The 17808-nt window shown below is 55.2% G+C and carries 14 protein-coding genes; 5 read left to right on the plus strand and 9 right to left on the minus strand.

Translation table 11 applies throughout. From position 1 onward, the window contains the following. Window positions 1-34: 34 nt before the first annotated feature. The gene (locus SHIM_RS08280; protein ID WP_054002185.1) at window positions 35-490 is read right to left on the minus strand and encodes a cupin domain-containing protein; all 456 of its coding nucleotides are present in this window, start codon (window positions 488-490) and stop codon (window positions 35-37) included. Between the two features lie 90 nt (window positions 491-580). Beyond that, window positions 581-1012, minus strand: a complete 432-nt coding sequence (locus tag SHIM_RS08285; protein ID WP_054002186.1) for a DUF1489 family protein — start codon at window positions 1010-1012, stop codon at window positions 581-583. 189 nt (window positions 1013-1201) lie between these two features. Between SHIM_RS08285 and SHIM_RS08290 the strand changes: the two genes are divergently transcribed. From SHIM_RS08290 to SHIM_RS08310, 5 genes are all read left to right on the plus strand, one after another. Further along, window positions 1202-3484 carry an adenosylcobalamin-dependent ribonucleoside-diphosphate reductase gene (locus SHIM_RS08290; protein WP_054002187.1) on the plus strand — a complete coding sequence of 761 codons (2283 nt, stop codon included), beginning with the start codon at window positions 1202-1204 and terminating at the stop codon, window positions 3482-3484. 726 nt (window positions 3485-4210) lie between these two features. Continuing rightward, a complete protein-coding gene (locus SHIM_RS08295; RefSeq protein WP_082358332.1) occupies window positions 4211-5215 on the plus strand; it encodes a lipase family protein in 1005 nt (334 codons plus the stop codon). Between the two features lie 142 nt (window positions 5216-5357). Continuing rightward, on the plus strand, window positions 5358-6401 hold the full coding sequence (locus SHIM_RS08300; protein ID WP_054002189.1) for a catalase: 1044 nt from the start codon (window positions 5358-5360) through the stop codon (window positions 6399-6401). Beyond that, the gene (locus tag SHIM_RS08305) at window positions 6398-7114 is read left to right on the plus strand and encodes a hypothetical protein (RefSeq protein ID WP_054002190.1); all 717 of its coding nucleotides are present in this window, start codon (window positions 6398-6400) and stop codon (window positions 7112-7114) included. The genes SHIM_RS08300 and SHIM_RS08305 overlap by 4 nt, the downstream gene beginning before the upstream one ends. After that, entirely contained in the window at window positions 7114-8520 is a 1407-nt protein-coding gene (locus SHIM_RS08310; RefSeq protein WP_054002191.1) for a Dyp-type peroxidase, read from the plus strand. The genes SHIM_RS08305 and SHIM_RS08310 overlap by 1 nt, the downstream gene beginning before the upstream one ends. Here the strand turns inward: SHIM_RS08310 and SHIM_RS08315 are convergent. From SHIM_RS08315 to SHIM_RS08345, 7 genes are all read right to left on the minus strand, one after another. Beyond that, a complete protein-coding gene (locus tag SHIM_RS08315) occupies window positions 8517-11714 on the minus strand; it encodes an ATP-binding protein (RefSeq protein WP_082358333.1) in 3198 nt (1065 codons plus the stop codon). The two genes, SHIM_RS08310 and SHIM_RS08315, sit on opposite strands and share 4 nt — an antisense overlap. A 120-nt stretch (window positions 11715-11834) precedes the next feature. After that, complete coding sequence (locus tag SHIM_RS08320; RefSeq protein ID WP_054002193.1) at window positions 11835-12812, minus strand: SMP-30/gluconolactonase/LRE family protein; 978 nt, start codon at window positions 12810-12812, stop codon at window positions 11835-11837. Window positions 12813-13538: 726 nt separating this feature from the next. Beyond that, window positions 13539-14474 (minus strand): 3-keto-5-aminohexanoate cleavage protein, encoded by a 936-nt coding sequence (locus SHIM_RS08325; protein ID WP_054002194.1) that lies wholly within the window; start codon window positions 14472-14474, stop codon window positions 13539-13541. 12 nt (window positions 14475-14486) lie between these two features. Continuing rightward, the gene (locus tag SHIM_RS08330; protein ID WP_054002195.1) at window positions 14487-15506 is read right to left on the minus strand and encodes a branched-chain amino acid ABC transporter permease; all 1020 of its coding nucleotides are present in this window, start codon (window positions 15504-15506) and stop codon (window positions 14487-14489) included. Beyond that, entirely contained in the window at window positions 15503-16366 is an 864-nt protein-coding gene (locus SHIM_RS08335) for a branched-chain amino acid ABC transporter permease (protein WP_054002196.1), read from the minus strand. Before SHIM_RS08335 ends, SHIM_RS08330 begins: the two co-directional genes overlap by 4 nt. 1 nt (window position 16367) lies before the next feature. Beyond that, window positions 16368-17075, minus strand: a complete 708-nt coding sequence (locus SHIM_RS08340; protein ID WP_054002197.1) for an ABC transporter ATP-binding protein — start codon at window positions 17073-17075, stop codon at window positions 16368-16370. Next, entirely contained in the window at window positions 17068-17796 is a 729-nt protein-coding gene (locus SHIM_RS08345; protein ID WP_054002198.1) for an ABC transporter ATP-binding protein, read from the minus strand. The genes SHIM_RS08340 and SHIM_RS08345 overlap by 8 nt, the downstream gene beginning before the upstream one ends. Window positions 17797-17808 lie beyond the last annotated feature (12 nt).

Here is a 17808-nt window from a genome sequence, read left to right on the forward strand (position 1 = left end):
CCATACGGGCCGCGCTTTTGTTTTTGGTGCTGGCCTATAGCGGCGGGCCGACAAATTCCTGACCGTTGTCCTGTGCAATTTGTGCCATCACGTCTTGGGTGATTGCGCCGGTTTGCGCGGCGGCATGAAAGGCGCGGAACATGGTTTCCATTTTCAATGCGGGGGTGAAGACATACCGCAGGCGGCCTTTGGTCGCGCCGACATTTTTAAACGCATGCACCGTGCCGCGCGGGATAAAGGCGACGTCGCCGGGGGACATTTCGTGCAATACCCCGTCGATTTCGACAACAAAGTCACCTTCGAGGAAAAAGAAGGTTTCGTCCTGATCGTGATGAATGTGGCGACCGGGACCGATGCCGGGATGCACGATGTCCTCAAAGATCTCCTGTGCACCGCCAGTGTCGTCCCCGGTCAGCAAAATACGCAAGGTAATCGCGCCGGGAAAATCCAGTGTTTCGGCGGTGGCGTAAGCGGTGTGAGTGGTGGGCATGGCGTGTCTCCTTGTGTTGGAGACACGATGACAGATGTGTGAATTTGCATAAATACCGCCATCGATAGAGGTATCTGTGCAAATTTGCGGCTATAGCACGCCGATGTCCGCCAGTGCGCGGTTGAGGTCGTCGGGCAGGGTGTCGTCGTTGGCGCGCGACTTCGGAAGATCTGCGGGGGCGTCCTCAGGTTTGAGATACCGCCAGCCTTGGAAGGCACGTTTGGTGGCGTTGGCAGTGCGGCGAATTTCCGGGTCCAGCACAATTGCACAGCGGCGGATGCCGTCGTCGCCTCGCACCTCGTCCAGACGCATAATCCGTTGGCGGCATTGGATAACCCCTTTGATCACCCAAAAAATGGAGCCGCCCGCCAAAATCTCGACCTCGCGTTTGGGCCACATCCGGGTCACGTGCCGAGGCAGCGAGTCGGGCATTTGGGCGCGCCGCATCTCCTGCCATGCGATCAGGCTGTCGACACTTTCGGTGCCGACGCTGAGTTTTACGAGGTTGATTAAATTATCCACAGGTTGCCCACAGATTCGTCCCAAGGTACGCATGATATTGTATGTTATAGGGGGGGCGCCGCAACCTGTTGTGCCATCTTCGTGAAATTCTTTGTGCGTTCCCTCGCGTTCACAGTTGTGCCGCGCGTGTGATCCATTATAGATTGGGGCCTCTTCACAATAATGCGCAGAACCTACAGGGAATCCACAATGAGTCGTTTCGCCGCCCCCATCGCCGAGCAAATCTGGGACATGAAATATCGTTTCAAAGAGGCGGATGGTGCTCCGATCGATATCACTGTGGAAGACAGTTGGCGCAGGATCGCGCGCGATCTGGCGAAGGTTGAAAAAGACCCCAAAGCTTGGGAAGACAAGTTTTACGCCGCGCTGGAAGATTTCAAATATCTGCCAGCAGGCCGCATCACTGCGGGCGCGGGCACGGCGCGTCAGGTGACACTGTTTAACTGTTTTGTGATGGGCACGGTGCCGGACAGCATGGGCGGCATTTTCGACATGTTGAAAGAGGCGGCCCTGACGATGCAGCAGGGTGGCGGGATCGGCTATGACTTTTCCACCATTCGCCCGCGTGGTGCGGATGTGATGGGTGTGGCCGCGGATGCTTCTGGTCCGTTGTCGTTCATGGATGTGTGGGATGCGATGTGCCGGACCATTATGTCTGCCGGTTCGCGTCGTGGCGCGATGATGGCAACCATGCGCTGTGACCATCCCGACATTGAAAGCTTTATCACTGCGAAATCAGACCCCGCACGCCTGCGTATGTTCAACATGTCCGTTCTCGTGACGGACGCATTTATGGAAGCGGTCAAGGCCGATGGTCCTTGGGAGTTGACCTTTGGCGATCGTGTTTACCACACGGTTGAGGCGCGTGATCTGTGGAACAAGATCATGCAGGGCACATATGATTACGCGGAACCCGGCGTGATTTTCATCGACCGCATCAACCAGCGCAACAACCTGAGTTATGTCGAAGAGATTGCCGCGACAAACCCCTGCGGGGAGCAACCTTTGCCGCCATATGGCGCGTGTTTGTTGGGGTCGATCAACCTTGCGCGGTTGGTCAGCAATCCGTTTGAAGCCAATGCAGAGCTGAACGAAGCAGCGATGTCTGACCTTGTGGCAACGGCCGTGCGGATGATGGACAACGTCGTTGACGCATCAAAATTCCCGCTGGAACAGCAGGCCCAAGAAGCTCAAGCCAAGCGCCGGATTGGCCTTGGCGTGACGGGTTTGGCGGATGCGTTGCTGATGCTCGGGCTGAAATACGGCTCGGAAGAAGCGGCGCAGCAGACTGAGGCCTGGATGAGAGCGATTGCGCGGGCGTCTTATCTGGCGTCGGTGGATTTGGCGAAAGAAAAGGGTGCCTTCCCGCTGTTTGACAAGGATAAGTACCTTGCTGGTGGCATGGTGCAGGATCTGGACGAAGATGTGCGCGCGGCGATTGGCGAGCATGGCATTCGCAACGCGTTGCTGACGTCGATTGCGCCAACAGGCACAATCAGCCTTTATGCAGGCAACGTCAGTTCCGGCATCGAGCCGGTGTTCGCATACGCCTATACGCGCAAGGTGTTGCAGAAAGACGGGTCACGCACCGAAGAGGAAGTCGTTGATTACGCTGTGCAAATGTGGCGCGACAAGTTTGGTGACAAGGAGTTACCGGACTATTTTGTGAATGCACAGACGCTTGAACCTGCCGCGCACGTGCGCATGCAGGCGGCGGCGCAGAAATGGATCGACAGCTCGATCTCCAAGACCATCAACTGCCCCGAAGACATCGGTTTTGAAGAGTTCAAAAACGTCTACATGCAGGCGTGGGACACCGGCTGTAAGGGCTGCACCACCTATCGCCCCAATGACGTGACTGGTTCGGTTCTGACCGTTTCTGAAAGCTCCGAGGACGCGCCGGGTGAAAAGCCCGCGGATCACGTCGCAGACGGCGGTGAAGTGATTTATATGTCTGACCCGCTTGAGCGTCCGCAAAGCCTTGAGGGCGCGACCTACAAGCTGAAATGGCCTGATAGTGAGCACGCGATTTACTTGACGGTGAATGATGTGATCATCAACGGTCATCGTCGGCCGTTTGAAGTCTTTATAAACTCCAAAAACATGGAGCATTATGCGTGGACACTGGCGTTGACACGGATGATTTCGGCGGTGTTCCGTCGCGGTGGGGATGTGTCCTTCGTGGTTGAGGAGCTGAAGGCGGTGTTTGATCCGCGCGGTGGCGCTTGGATGGAAGGCAAATATATCCCGTCCATTCTGGCCGCGATTGGTGGCGTGTTGGAGCGTCACATGATCGCGATTGGCTTCATCGAGGGCGAAGGCATGGGGCTAAAGGCGGACCCGCAATCTGAGGTTATGGCAGTCGGTGAAGCGCCACGCGGCAAGGCGTGCCCGAGTTGTGGTCAGTTTGAATTGCAGATGGTGGAAGGCTGCATGACGTGCCGCAGTTGTGGCCACAGTAAGTGCGGGTAGACCAAGCTGCTCTGTTTGTTTGTGGTCCGACAAGGAAAGTCCATTCTTGCGACAAAAGACGGATTTTTGAGACCCCCTGTAGATTGAGCCTAGGCTAAGAGTGGATGGCGGCACGGTTGTGTCGCCATTTCCTTTTTGGCGGCCTGCCGTTTTAGGGAAAAATGCATCCGTCGGAACGGGACAGTTGGTGCCAGAGGACCGACGCAATTGTACTCGCTTCGGACATTGCGCGGTACAAGAATTGGAACTAGCTCAATAACTTGGGGCCAGGTCAACTTTGGCCCACACCGGACCTTGGCCAGATGTCTAACCGCTGCGTTGCAGCTTCCCCGAAGCGGCCGTTGGCGCATAGGAGCAACATTGTGGATCTGCCAAGGTCAACAGTGGGGGACAATGTTGACTGTTGCGCGGTTCGCCTTGGATGAACATCGCTCCGGAATGAGCCACGCTTCGTAATCCAGTCAGGCGCCGACACCGGCCCGCGCGCCTTGGGAGGAACATCCCCCCTTAACAATCACAGAGAGACCAAAATTCTGCGCGATAGACTCAACGGCGACCGCACGATAGTGTTAACTTCTGATTAATAGAAAGTTGTTTAGCGAAGATCCAACAAGGAACCGCATCTCTGGAAGCCCGGCCGCAAGGCCACATGTGGCGCAATCTAGCTCGTTCAACCTCGATTGGTGGGATTGGCCGTAGGCTGTGCCAAGGAAGGGAGAGACCCAAGTGATAGCAGATCCGAACATGGCGCGCAGGATGATAAATGCCTGCGTTTGCGCCTACGAGATCCACCATGACGAAGAGGAGGCCGCCGTCTCCTCCAATATCCTGCGGCGGGTCGATAATGGCGATGGCTGCGTTTATGACGTTGATGCGGAAATACAAGGTGCGGTTGGCTTTGTAGAAGGCCCCGAGACTTATGCACCTGCTTTTATTTGTTCAGGCGAAGACCACATCAATGGGTGTCTCGTTGGGTTGACCGAAGATGGCTATGCGGTTGTATCCGTGCGCGGCACCCTTCCACCGGAGCTTGATCATCATAACATTATGGGGTGGGTCAAGGACTGGGTTAATGACGCCCATATGCGCCCGCTGAAATGGATTTTGGGAAAGGCGCATCTGGGTCACGCAGAACGCGGATTTGCTGAAGCGGCGCAGGAATTGTGGCCTTGGGTCCAAGAGCAACTGGGTTTGATCCTCGATCAGGCTCCAAATGGTGTGCTTATTACCGGGCACAGCAAAGGCGGCGCGATGACCTATTTGATGGCGTCACTCGTTCACCAAACCTGGCCGGATCTCGAAGGCAAAATCGAAGTTTACGCCTTTGCTCCGGCCGTATCAGTCGACGAAGCTTTCGCCGAAGGCTATTCGGCTTCTGGCCTTGCCGAAAAGACCTATCGGTTTCAGCACGAAAACGATCTCGTACCCTTTTTGCCCAATTGGACAAGAGCCAGCATATGGAAGGCCGTGAGCTTTAAGGGCTTCCTGCACGAGGCCGAATGGCTCGCCCTGACCGCTTTCGTCGGATCCCGGACCGGTGCCGGATATTGGGCTCCAGGTCATTTAATATATTTCGACAGCAATTTCCGTTACGTGGATGATCCGAACCCGGTTGACCGAGCACTGGCAGCTGTCGCCTCGGCCTTGCAGGCAGGGGAGTTCAAAAAAGTTGGCGCTGCCCACAGCGCACGTGACAGTTATTTGCGATGTTTCCCGCCTGCCGCGGAATAATATTCTTCCGCGCCATTTTTGGTTTTACGCCGTCCGAATTGCTAACCGAGCCGGCCAATTTTTTCGGCTGAACCGAAGGCTGTAACTATTATCCGCACACCGTTGTGCTCAGCTTGTCAAATCCTGATTGCAGAGGAATGCCATGGAAGATCCACAACTTGTTGAAGACATCGTTCACGCCTTGGATTTGCCTCCCCCTGCGGGCTCCACCAAAAGACGCCCGGTACACACTGTTGGCGTGGGTGTTCAAGGACACTTCGTGCCGTCAGCGGTTGCGTCCGGCTACTGTGTCGCCGAGCATTTCCAGACCAGGACAGACGGAAAGGCATTAAAGGTCAATGTCCGATTTTCCAACGGCATGGGGGTCGTGCAAGAGCATGATGGCTGGTCCGATGTGCGGGGCATGGCCGTGCGTTTTCATCTCGACGACAAACGGTCTACCGACCTTGTGGCGATGACATTGCCAGTGTTCTTTGCCCCCTCGCCCAAAACATTCCTCGAATTTGCATTGCACGCCCGGCCAGCGCCGTGCAGGCGCCTGACACCCTGGGAGAAAATCAAGCAGTATCTAAAACTGCAATTGCCGATGCCCGACCCCTATCCGGATCAAGACGAGCGACCGAATGAAGGCGCGACCAGCTATGCCGACGCTCACATTTGGGCCCAACCTGCGGTTCTGGACGCATCAGTGATCGGCGCGCCGGTGAGCTACGTGCGCACGGCGTATCATGCCGTGCATACATTTGTCGTTACGGGCAGCAACAAGGAAAAGCGCTACGTTCGCTTCACTTGGGCTCCGGTTGCGGGTGTCCTGAACAAAGATCCCACCAAACCCCCAGAAAATGAATATTTGCAGAGTGAACTAAAAACCCGGCTTGAGAATGGCACGGCACGTTTTTCTTTGATGATGCAAGTCGGCGAAACCGGGGATGATTTCAACGATTCCACACGCCAATGGCCGCCTCATCGCAAAAGGATCATGATGGGCACGCTAACGCTTGAGAGCATGCCTGAAGATCAACAGACATATAATGAAAAACTGAGCTTCAACCCTTGCCACCTCATTGATGGGATTGAGCCGTCAGGCGATCCTGTGCTGCACATTCGCAAGGACGTCTACGAATATTCAAGCAACAGACGCGGCGGTAATCCGTGTCCATTCAGCGGCCAGGGAGGTACGTCATGAGCGACCAAGGTGGATGGCTGAACAGCTATATCAACAGCCTGCCGGAGCGGGGATGGTTCCAATTCCTGTCCAAGTACGTTGTTGTGCCCTATTGGGTGTGGCGAAGCGGCAAAAAGAAGCTTCCGGGTGGACCCCGTGAAACGATGCAACCAAGCGACAGTTCACAACGCATGATGAACCTGCTCATGCCCCTAAAGGACAAGTCGCCGATCGGTCGTGCAAAGGCGGTCATGGCGCTGGCCCAGAACGTGGACGAAGTGTTCGCCGGTCTGGATAATGTCGGAACAGTTCATTCCGCGCGTTTTCTTTTGGTCGAAGATTATATTTGTATGATTTCTGTCTACGACGGAGACTTCAGCAACTATATCCGCGATTTCATTGCGACGATCGGCAGTGTTTTTGATGCCCTGATGCTTGTCGTCGAAGGCGGCGACAAGGTGTATCCGTGCGAAGAAAATGTCGAAGCGTTCATCGATTGGGTACGCGACCACGACCTGTTTCAGGCACCTGACTATCCGATCGAATTGTTTGGCCTTCAGGACATGGCAGAAGGTCGAAAACCCAACGACCCTCCACACGCGTTGGAAAGCCTTCCTCGCGAACTGATCCTGCAGTTACACGCGAACCCGAACATTTCGTTGGGCGGTGGCTATCGAGGGTATCCGGGCTTCTCTGCCGCACAAATTCGCAACAAACTTGGGGTGGGATGGTAATGACCAAATTCAATTCTGAAGAGGTTCAGGGCAATATCCTGCGAGGATATCGCAAGAACAACGTGCGCCACCTCATGCTGGAAGTGACTGATCGCGGCAAAGCGCGGCAATTTCTCGCGCAAAGCGCCGATGGAGATCACCCGCAGGATGTGCCACCTATTACTCGGTCTGCGAATTGGGACGATGCCCCTCAAGTTTGCTTCAATGTCGGAATCACCTTTGAAGGTTTGCGCGCACTCGGCCTGCCTCGCCGGAGCCTTGACACCTTTCCGACGGAGTACAAAGAAGGCATGGCAAATCGTGCAAACAAGCTAGGGGATGTCGGAGCCAGCGCGCCCGACAAATGGCCAGTCCCCTTTCGTGAACTAGATCGCATTCACCTTGTGGTTTCGATCTATTCCAATGATACGGGCGACTTTGACAAGGTTGAAGCGCAAGTCGCGAAAGCCTTTGACGTTCTCGGTGTGCGCAACGGGCGCAACCTTCCCGAAGGAAAGGTATTTTTCGGTTATAAGGACGGTATTTCACAACCGAAGTTCAAGCATATATTTGACCCCGAAAAGGTGGACGTAAACGAACCGAAAGACCCTTTGGGAACAGTTCTTTTGGGCTATCCCACCAACCTTGAGGGCGTGGAATTCACTGTCCCGTATCCCAAAGAGGTTTTCTGCAACGGAGCTTTCAACGCCTTTCGCATTCTAAAACAGGATTCGGCCGGGTTCGAAGACTATTTGACCAAGGTCGCAGACAAATTGATGACACATCCCGACGTGGACAAGCTTCTCCCGGAGGGGGCCGAGAAGGACATCTGCGGCGGTATTGGCCGGCGCGATGCGCTGCGCGAAGTTGTGGCCGCACAAATGTGCGGGCGCTGGCGCAATGGCACAACCTATGAACTGTCACCTAATTCAGACAATGATGACGGCATTTCTGCTACCAATTTCGACTATACGCGCAACTCGCGCTGTCCGGCAGGAGCACATATGCGCCGCGCCAATCCACGAGGCGGCCCGATTGTCCAACGGATCGCCAACCATTCACGTCGTCTGGTTCGGCGCGGCATGTCTTATGGTCCGGATTTCGATCAAGCCCCTCGGACTGTCGAAAATGACAAGGCGGAACGCGGACTTCTCGGCAATTTCATAGGTGCAAATTATGGAGCACAATTTGAGGCTGTTGTTTGCGACTGGATCAATTACGGCCTGCAGGACCCGAATATCACAGGAACGAATGACCCGCTTCTGGGGGCAAATGTGACCGAGACAAGCGCTTTTGATCTGACGTTAAGCGACGGAGGGAGCATCAGGCTGAGCGAGTTTCCGCGATTTGTGGAAACGCGCGGAGGGGCCTATACGTTTTTGCCCAGCCTGCCAGCCGTCCGGTATCTTTCGAAACTAACCGGTTAGGCCGTCAATTCCTCCAACGCATCTTCGATTCTAGCAAGCATGGGGGTTTTGCCACTTGGGGCAATTACCCTCTGTGCGGTTTTCAGGTGCTCAATCGCCTGTGCATTTCGTTTTTTGTGCTTGTGCATCAGGCCAAGGATCATCTCGCCGCGACCAAAGTAGTGGCCATCAGTGTCAAATTGGGTGTTTTCTCTAGCCTTACCAATCAACGCTTTGATCCGTTTTTCGCCCGACAGCATGACCCCGAGCAGCGACCGGAAATTGCGCAACAAAACACCTATCGATGCGTCCCCTTCGCCTGAAAGGATCTGAAGATAGATTTCGCTCAAGAGCAATCGGTTCCAGTCGGCAGCAATGAGAGCCCCTTCCTTTTCGCGGATCTCAATAACACTTTCGATGTGGTGCAGCCCCTCACTGACCTTTCCTTCCAGAGCAAGCCCGACACCCAGCATCCCCTGTGGAACACCGGCAAATAAGGTGCAGCCATCGGCTTCGCGCAAATCGACGTACGTTTGCAGCGTGTCGCGCGCGCCAGGCCGTTCCAAAGCGACCAGCGCGCTAACACGCGAAGATTCCGCGATCGCGATTTCAAACTCGGCGCGCGATAACTCAAGCGCTTCGGTAGACAAATCAAGCGCTGCTTGGTGATCATCCGTGAGGACAGCCACCAAAGCTTTCATGGCCGTGCCGTATCCAAGCGCCCTAGGGTCTTTACGCCGCGTGCCTTCGGCGACCATCTGTTCGGCCGTGGCACGCGCGTTGGCCACACGCCCACGGGTCAGCTCGTTCCAGCCGACCGTCGCCAGATAGAAATTCTGCAAGTATGCATCATCGAAATTGCTCAGTGCGTCCTCGATGATCTCCCTTTTCTCCTGGAACTCTTCGTTTGAAATCGGTGCGGAATAGATCGAGACGGACAGTTCATTGACCATGGCATAGGAAATAGATTTCGGATCTCCCAGCCGCTCCGCCATGGCAGTCAGTTCTTTTTGGACCCTCAGCGCCTCGATAAATTGGGTATTGCACACCAAACAAGACACGTAGTGGTGCAAGAAAAGAATATGATTGGGATTGTCTCCGATCCTTGCCAGAATGGGCTGCATCCTTGGGGCCAGCTTGATCATGGTCATCACATCAAGAGAGATGTTCGTGCAGAGCGCGAAGTTCCCGAGAAACTCTGCAAAAACGTCGTCGGTCGCGCAGCTTGGATCTTGTTCGTATATTGCCAGCGCCGCGGCAAAATATTGATTGGCCTGATCGTCAGAGAAGACGCCCAAGCTCTTCACTCCAGCCAAAGCCGAATAGTGAAAAGCCAAATCTGAACGGTCGGTCTGAGCATAGTGGTAAGCAAGCGTTTCCGCTGCTTCTGGTAATCTGTTCGCGTTGCGGGTTTCCAGCGCTTGGGCGATCGCAAAATGCAGATCCGATCGATGATCGCTCAATAGGCTTTGATAGACGGTATCGCGCAAGAGAACATGCCTGAACATGTAGTCCGAAGAACTCGCCTCGCGGTGAACCAGATCAAGCGCTTCCAACCGCCGTAGCGAAACCCCGGTTTCCTCGGGACGCTCGACGACCAGAGACAACAATCCGGGGTCAAACCGACGCCCGATTGTTGCAGCCGCCTGCAAAAAAGCGCGGTCATCCGGTTGGAGTTGCTGAATGCGCGCTGAAAGCAGGCTCTGCATGCCTGCTGGCAATGCAGTTTCACCTTGCTCGACATCGAAACTAACGGAACCGTCGGCCACCTTCAGTGCACCCTGTTCGACAAGGAAGCTCAGAACCTCCTCAGCAAACAGGGGATTGCCACCGGCGCGTTCCACGACCTGAGACACAAGAGTATCGGGAAGGGACGCAACCCCAAGACGGGTTTGCACAAGGGTTCGAATGTCCTCGGCTTCAAGTGGCTTGAGCGTGATCTGCTTCAAAGCCGGATGGTCTAGCCAGTCAGGTACATATTCGGGGCGTCGCGTGTAAAGGATCAGCAAGTTTGTCTGACCCTCTCGAATGATCCTGCGTATCAGGTCCTCTGAAGCGCTGTCGACCCAATGCATGTCTTCAACCAACAGGATCACAGGCCCCGCATCACATTGCGCTTGCAGCAACGCGGGCAACAGATCCCGCGTCCGCAGGCCGATCAACACCCCGTCCAAACCGTCCAGTTCCCCGTCCTGCAAAGCCAAACCCAAGAGGTTCTTCAATAGCCCCAGGTTTTCGTCTGTAAGAAGATCTGTCCGCTTCAAACCCCGACGCAGCTTAATCGCGATCTCGGTTGGATTGTCCTCATCGTAAAGCTGGAAGGCCCCTCGTACGACCTCAAGAAAGGGAAGAAACGGCACCCGCTGACCCACGGCATTGCACTGACCGGTGAAGATGGGGACATTCGAGGCCTTTGCACGCGCCAAAAATTCAAAAACCAGACGGGTTTTGCCAAGCCCGGGTTCAGCCACAAGATCGGCTACGCACACACCATTCGGAGTTTGCCCAAGCGCTTCTGACAGGACCGAGAGCTCCTTGTCGCGGCCGACATATGCGCTTAGTCCGCGTCCAAGAGATGCGTCAAATCGGGTTGCACCATCATGGACGGCTTGCAGCTGCCAAAGCTTTTGGCGCTTTGACACGCCTTTCATGGTGTGTTCACCGCCAAAACTCAGATCAACCAGCCACTCGACCATTCGGCGGGTGTCGTCGCAAATCAAACAGCCCCCTTCTGGAGCCAGAGCTTGAATGCGCGAGGCGCGGTTTACGGTGTTGCCTACGGCCGTTACGTCCGCGCCTTCGCCTTCGACGGTTGCCATAATAACAGACCCCGAACAGACTCCGACTCGCATAACGGGACGTTTTCCAAATTTCTTGTCAAAGGCCTCACCCGCATCTTCAAACGCCTGGTGAATGGCCATCGCCGTGACGCATGCTCGCAGTCCGGCATCTTCCAATGCTTCAGGTATTCCAAAGATAGCCATAATACTATCTCCGGCAAACCCGCGCACAGTGCCGCCATTTTCCTCCACGACCTTTGTCAGCAACTCATGGAGCGCGCGCGTAAAGTGAACAGCCTTTTCTGCTCCGAGCCCCTCTACCGTCGCAGTGTAGCCCACCATGTCGGTGAACAGGACAGAGGCTATCCTGCGCTCAGCCCGACGACTTTCTGGCATCTTGGAAGTCTCAGCAGCATGTTCCATGGGCTTAAACATATCACGGAAACTGACCGGTCTATCAATTTTCGGCAGCTATTTCACGGATTAAGAGGCGATATTCTATCCAAAGTTGATTCGCTTCTGAAGGCATGCAATTCAAGAATGCAGATGGGGCAATCAGGCCGTGTAAGCAAGTTTCAGACCGGGGCGCGGCCATCGGGTTTTATAGATTTTTTGGGTGCCTGACGCGGTAATCCAAACGTCGCGCATGTCTTCGCCGCCAAAGCACAGGTTCGTCGTGAAGGGATCGGGCAACTCCAGATGCTCAACCGCGCCATCGAGGCTGAAGATGCTGATCCCACCGGTGATGAGCGTGCCAACACAAACTCTGCCGTCCGCTTCCACCTTGAGGCTGTCCAGCCATTGATACCCGTCGAGGGTTTGAATCACTTTGCCGGGCATCCCGACCAACGGGCCTGGTTCCACCTTACCAGCCCCCACAATATTCATCGCCCAAAGCCGCCCAAAAGACGTATCAGAGACGTATAGCGTATCGCCATCTGGTGAAATGCCGATCCCGTTTGGTGTCGGAATGGACGCGACCTTCTCCAACGTCTGACCATCAATGGTTGCATAGTAGACTGCCCCGAAATCGCTGCCTTCCGCGTGCACCGTACCGGTGTCGGTAAACCAGAAGCCCCCGTTTTTCTTGTCAAAAACGATATCATCCGGTGCAATCAGACACTTTCCCTTGTACTTGCAGTAAAGCGTTGTGACCTCTTTTGTTTTCAGATCTACCCGCTGGATTTCTCCGCCCTGGTATTTTGGATTCATCGGGATCGGAACGTTAACCACTCGCGCTGGGTTGGCTTTGCGCCCAGACCCCGGAGGCGCGGAAGGATCCATTTTGGCAAACCCGTAGACACCACCATTGTTGCAGACATATGCGGCCCCATCCGGCCCGATGGCCAGACCGTTCGGCCCACCAGGAAGTGTCGCAATTTCTTCGAGCGTCCCGTCCGGGTGCAGTTGCATCAGGGTTTGGTATTCAATGTCCACGAACAGGATCGACCCATCATCCATCGCCACTGGGCCCTCAGGAAACCCCAACTTGCTCGCCACTTCTTCAACGTTGTCTTCAAGCTTATATGACATCAAAACACTCCATTGAGGTTTTGGCACGCGAGCAATTTTCCGCGTTACCATCTGAACGAATGTACCGTTGAGCGCCCCTATCAAGTCAACAAGTATTAACCCAAGGGTGCCTTTGGCACTTATTCGACCTCGACCCGCCGTCTCAGGATGTCGCGACAGATACCTATTTCGAAACTATCAAGATGTTCGTTCCTGCCGCGTCGCGGAAAAGCAAAGCAGAAACCGTCGCGGCGTTGATCTTTTGAATTTTGATCCAGAACCAGTGATCGGCATTGCCGTTTGAGGAGCTGGGCGTCAATCAGTTGCCGCAATACGATAAAAATGCTGCCCAAGTATCATAGTCGTTTTCTCCATTAGCTATGCTCTGCGGCCGTTGTCCCCGTGGATTTTTCTAACGAAAATGACCGCAGGCAAAAGCAGGTGAAAGTCCGGCAATTTGACATTTGTACGTTACTGAACTTTGAAAGGCTCGGCTCCAGTGCACAGCCGACCTTGGTCCACTGCGCAGCATTTGGGGACACTTCAGGGCGGCCTGAATGGCGGTTTCCAACTGTTCGCGACGGGGATTTTTCTGTTGCTGCTAAAGTCCGGTTTCCGCCCATACTGGCGGGTGACCGATGATTAACTTTGGATGGTATCAAGCACCCGCAACCAACAAAACCAATCGCCAATGCTCTTCATTCAGGCGCCGGGTCATCAACTCTTACCTTATCGCTTGCTACCCTTTCAGAAAGAAACCTTGTCGCCACCTTTGAGGTCCAGAATTTCACGGGCTTCGTCCGGGGTGGCGACTTCGCATCCCAAGTCCTCGACAATGCGCCGGATTTTGGCGACTTGCTGAGCATTGCTTTCAGCCAGTTTTCCGCGGGTGATGAACAGGCTGTCTTCCAGCCCGACGCGCACGTTGCCGCCCATCTGGCTTGCAGTCGAGGCAAGGCCCATTTGAGATCCGCCAGCCCCCAGAACGGACCAACGATAGTCATCGCCAAACAGCCGATCGGCCGTGCGCTTCATGAAGACCAGGTTGTCCACCTCGGGGCCAATGCCGCCAAGGATGCCAAAGATGAACTGAATAAACACAGGCGCCTTGAACAGGCCGATGTCCATGCAGAATTTCAGATTGTAAAGATGGCCGACATCATAACATTCATGTTCGAATTTGATGTCATGCGGGGCGAGGGTGTCTGCGGCTTCTTTGATGTCACGGAACGTGTTGCGAAAGATGTTTTGATCCGAGTTGGCAACATAGTCTTTTTCCCAATCGAATTTCCAATCATCGTCTTTGTAACGGTTCGCCAACGGATGGAACGAGAAGTTCATCGACCCCATATTCATCGAGCACATTTCTGGCGAAAAAGTTTTGGCCGGCGTGATGCGGTCTTGGATCGCCAACGTCAGTGAACCGCCGGTGGAAATATTCAGAACGGCATCTGTCGCTTGCTTGATGCGCGGTAGAAACGGCGCAAAATCGTTAGGGTTCACCGAGGGCGCACCGGTTTCGTTGTCGCGTGCATGTAGGTGCAGGATGGAGGCGCCGGCCTCTGCGGCATCCATCGCCTGTTGGGCGATGTCGTCATAGGTATAGGGCAAGGCGTCCGACATGGTGGGCGTGTGGATCGCGCCGGTTACGGCACAGGTGATGATGGTTTTTTGTTTTGCCATTGGTCTGGCTCCTTAGGATGGGTTGCGTTTGATAACGCGGTAGCCAAGTGGGAAGATTTGGATATCAAAGCGGCTGCGGATCAGGCCCCAGAGACCTTTGGGGGCCTTGAGCATGACAACAATTGCGACAACGCCGAGCACAATCAGATAAGTGGTGCCTAAGTCGGCGAGCGTTTCGCGCAGCAGGAAAAACACCAATGTACCGATGATCGGACCTTCGATGGTGCCGATGCCGCCGATCACAACGATGAAGATCACAAAGGCGGTCCAGTCGTTCACGCTGAAGGCGGCGTCTGGAGAAATCCGCAATTTCTGCAAGAAGATCAGCGCACCGATCATGGCTGTGAAAGCTGATGTCACCACATAGACGATAAATTTGGTGCGCCAGATGTCGATGCCAAGGCTGCTTGCAGCGGTTTCGTTGTCGCGGATGGCAGTCAGAGCCAAGCCTTTGCGAGAGCGAAGGAAGAAGTAGACAGCGGTGATGACCAACACGGCAGCGCCTAGCGCAAGCCAGTATGACAGGCTTTCACGCAAGGCGCGCTTGCTGGCCAGTGATCTGACAATCGCGACGGGTAAGGATGATCCCGAGCCGCCGCCGAGTGTTGATATTTGCGCAAACCCCAGTCGGAACACCTCTGCGATGACCCAGGTGCCGATGGCGAAATACGCGCCGCGAAGGCGGAAAATAAGGACCGCCACCGGGATCGAAATCAACGCGCCCAGAACTCCGGCAAGGGCAATAGCAGCAACAGGGTGCAATCCGCCAAACATTGTCAGTGCAAACAACATGTAGCCGCCAAAGCCGACATATGCCTGTTGGCCGACAGAGACCAAACCTGCATAGCCCGCCATCAGGTTCCACAGGCTGGCAAGCGCAAGATAAAGAAACAGCTCTCCCATCAAGCGCATATCGGCGCGGCCGGCCCACCACGGGGCGGCGATCAGAAGAATGAGAACAAGCCCGCCAAGTGCGGCGCCAACGCGGGCCGCCTGTGAGGAGCGGGTGACGGAATAGGTGGGCGTGGTCATGCCGAAATCCTCGGAAACAGGCCGTTGGGTCGAACGGCAAGGATGATCAAAAAGGCGATGTGGCCGGAAAGGATTTGCCAACCGGGATCGATTTTAGCGCCCACGGTTTGCGCCACGCCCAGGATGACGCCACCAGCAAGCGTGCCCCAAAGGTTGCCCAGACCGCCAATGATCACAGCCTCAAAGCCAAAGATCAGGCGCCCACCGCCGATAGAAGGATCAAAGCTTGTACGAATACCTAGAAGGATGCCCGCAACAGCCGTCACCGCCAGCGCAAGCGCCATAGCGAGGCCAAAAATGTGTCGCCGATTAAGGCCCATCAGCTGCGCGATATCCTGATTGTCGGACACCGCGCGAAAGGCGCGTCCCAAAGGCGTGTGATAAAAGACGCGTTGCAGACCCCAAATCACAACAACGGCAATCGCAAAAGTCAGTGCTGGCAACACACCAAGTGTCAGCCCGCCGAGGCCAAAGCTTGCAGTCTCCAATGCGCCTGCGCTCAGTTTTTGCGGATCCGCGGTGTAGCCTTCCAAAAGGGCGTTCTGGATGATCACACTCAGCCCGAATGTCACCAGCAAAGGCGGCAGAAGATCATCGCCCAGAGTTTGGTTGAGCAAGCCGCGTTGCAATGCGTAGCCGATGGCGGCCATGACAGGGACGACCAACACCAATGCCAGCAAAGGATGCATTCCGGTTGCTGTGGTGACCGTCAGCCCCAAATAAGCTGCCAAAACTATTAAGTCGCCATGGGCGATGTTCACCAAGCGCATGACCCCGAAGATCAGGGACAGCCCCGCGGCAAAGAGCGCATAAAGCCCGCCCAAGAGGGTGCCTTGCACGACTGCGTTCAGCCAATCCATATTATTCGATCCCGAAATAGGCGCGGGAGATATCCTCGCGCGACACAGTGTCAGAGCCGCCTTCCAGCGACACGCGTCCTTCTTGCAAGCAGTAGACCCTTGAGGACACAGAAAGCGCCTTAGTGATGTCCTGTTCGACAATGATGGCGCTCATGCCTTGGCCGATGATGCCGGGCAGAGCTTTGTAAATGTCTTTGATGATCACGGGCGCGAGGCCGAGGCTGATCTCGTCAAACAAGATCAGGTCAGGGTTGGCCATCAATGCCCGGCCAATCGCGACCATCTGTTGCTGCCCACCCGAAAGTGACGTCGATTGCTGATCCCTGCGCTCTTCCAAAATGGGGAACAGATCATAGACGGCATCCAGACTCCAAGGCCCATTGCGCCCGACTTGCGCCCCAATCATTAGGTTTTCTTTGACTGATAGCGACGGAAACAGCTGCCGCCCCTCCGGCACCATTGCAATGCCACGCATGGCAATTTCATCCGCTCGCAGACCGCCGATATCAACACCGCTATGGCTAATCTGGCCAGGCCCGCTTTTGAGCAGGCCCGTAATGGCGCGCATCAGCGTGGTTTTCCCGGCACCATTGGCGCCAATGATGGCGAGCACTTCGCCAGCATCGATGTGCATGTCCACGCCATAAAGCGCCTGGAAATCGCCATAGTGGGCATCAAGCCCAGTCATGTTCAAAAGAGCATCAGGCATCAGCTTCGATCCCCAGATAAATCTCTTTGACCTGCGGGCTTTCCATGATGGCCTTGGGGTCGCCATCTGCGATCAACTTGCCGAAATCAACCACGATCAGACGGTCCACCACGGAGAGCAGCGCGTGCACGACGTGTTCAATCCAAATGATGGTCACGCCGCTGGCGTGAATGTCTTTTATGGTGTGAATCAACGACTGACATTCCGCCTCAGTCAGGCCGCCCGCAATTTCATCCAGCAAAAGGAGGTCCGGTTTTGTGCAGAGCGCGCGGGTGAGTTCCAACCGCTTGCGCTCCAGAAGCGTCAAGCTGCCTGCCAACACGTTGGCTTTCCCCATCAACTCGGTTTGCTCCAGCACTTCGATACAGTGGGCTTCTGCCGCGTGACCATGGAGGCCCGCCGATTGTGTGGCCGCGATCATTGCGTTCTCAAACACTGTCATGCCAGAGAACGGTTGCGGTACCTGAAAGCTGCGTGCGATGCCTGCGTGACTGCGCCGCGCGGCGCTCCAGCCTGAGATGTCTTTGCCTGCAAACTCGATGCGTCCGCTGTTTGCTTTGAGCGTGCCGGTGATCAGGTTGAACATCGAGGTTTTGCCTGCACCATTGGGGCCCAAAATCCCAAGCGCTTCTCCGCGTTGCACCTCATAGCTTTGATTGTCGGCAACAGTGACGGCACCAAATGCTTTTTTGAGGTTTTGGAGTTTTAGGATTGCTGTCATCCGGACTGCTTT

It is taken from the genome of Shimia sp. SK013, assembly GCF_001292625.1.
Taxonomy (GTDB): domain Bacteria; phylum Pseudomonadota; class Alphaproteobacteria; order Rhodobacterales; family Rhodobacteraceae; genus Shimia.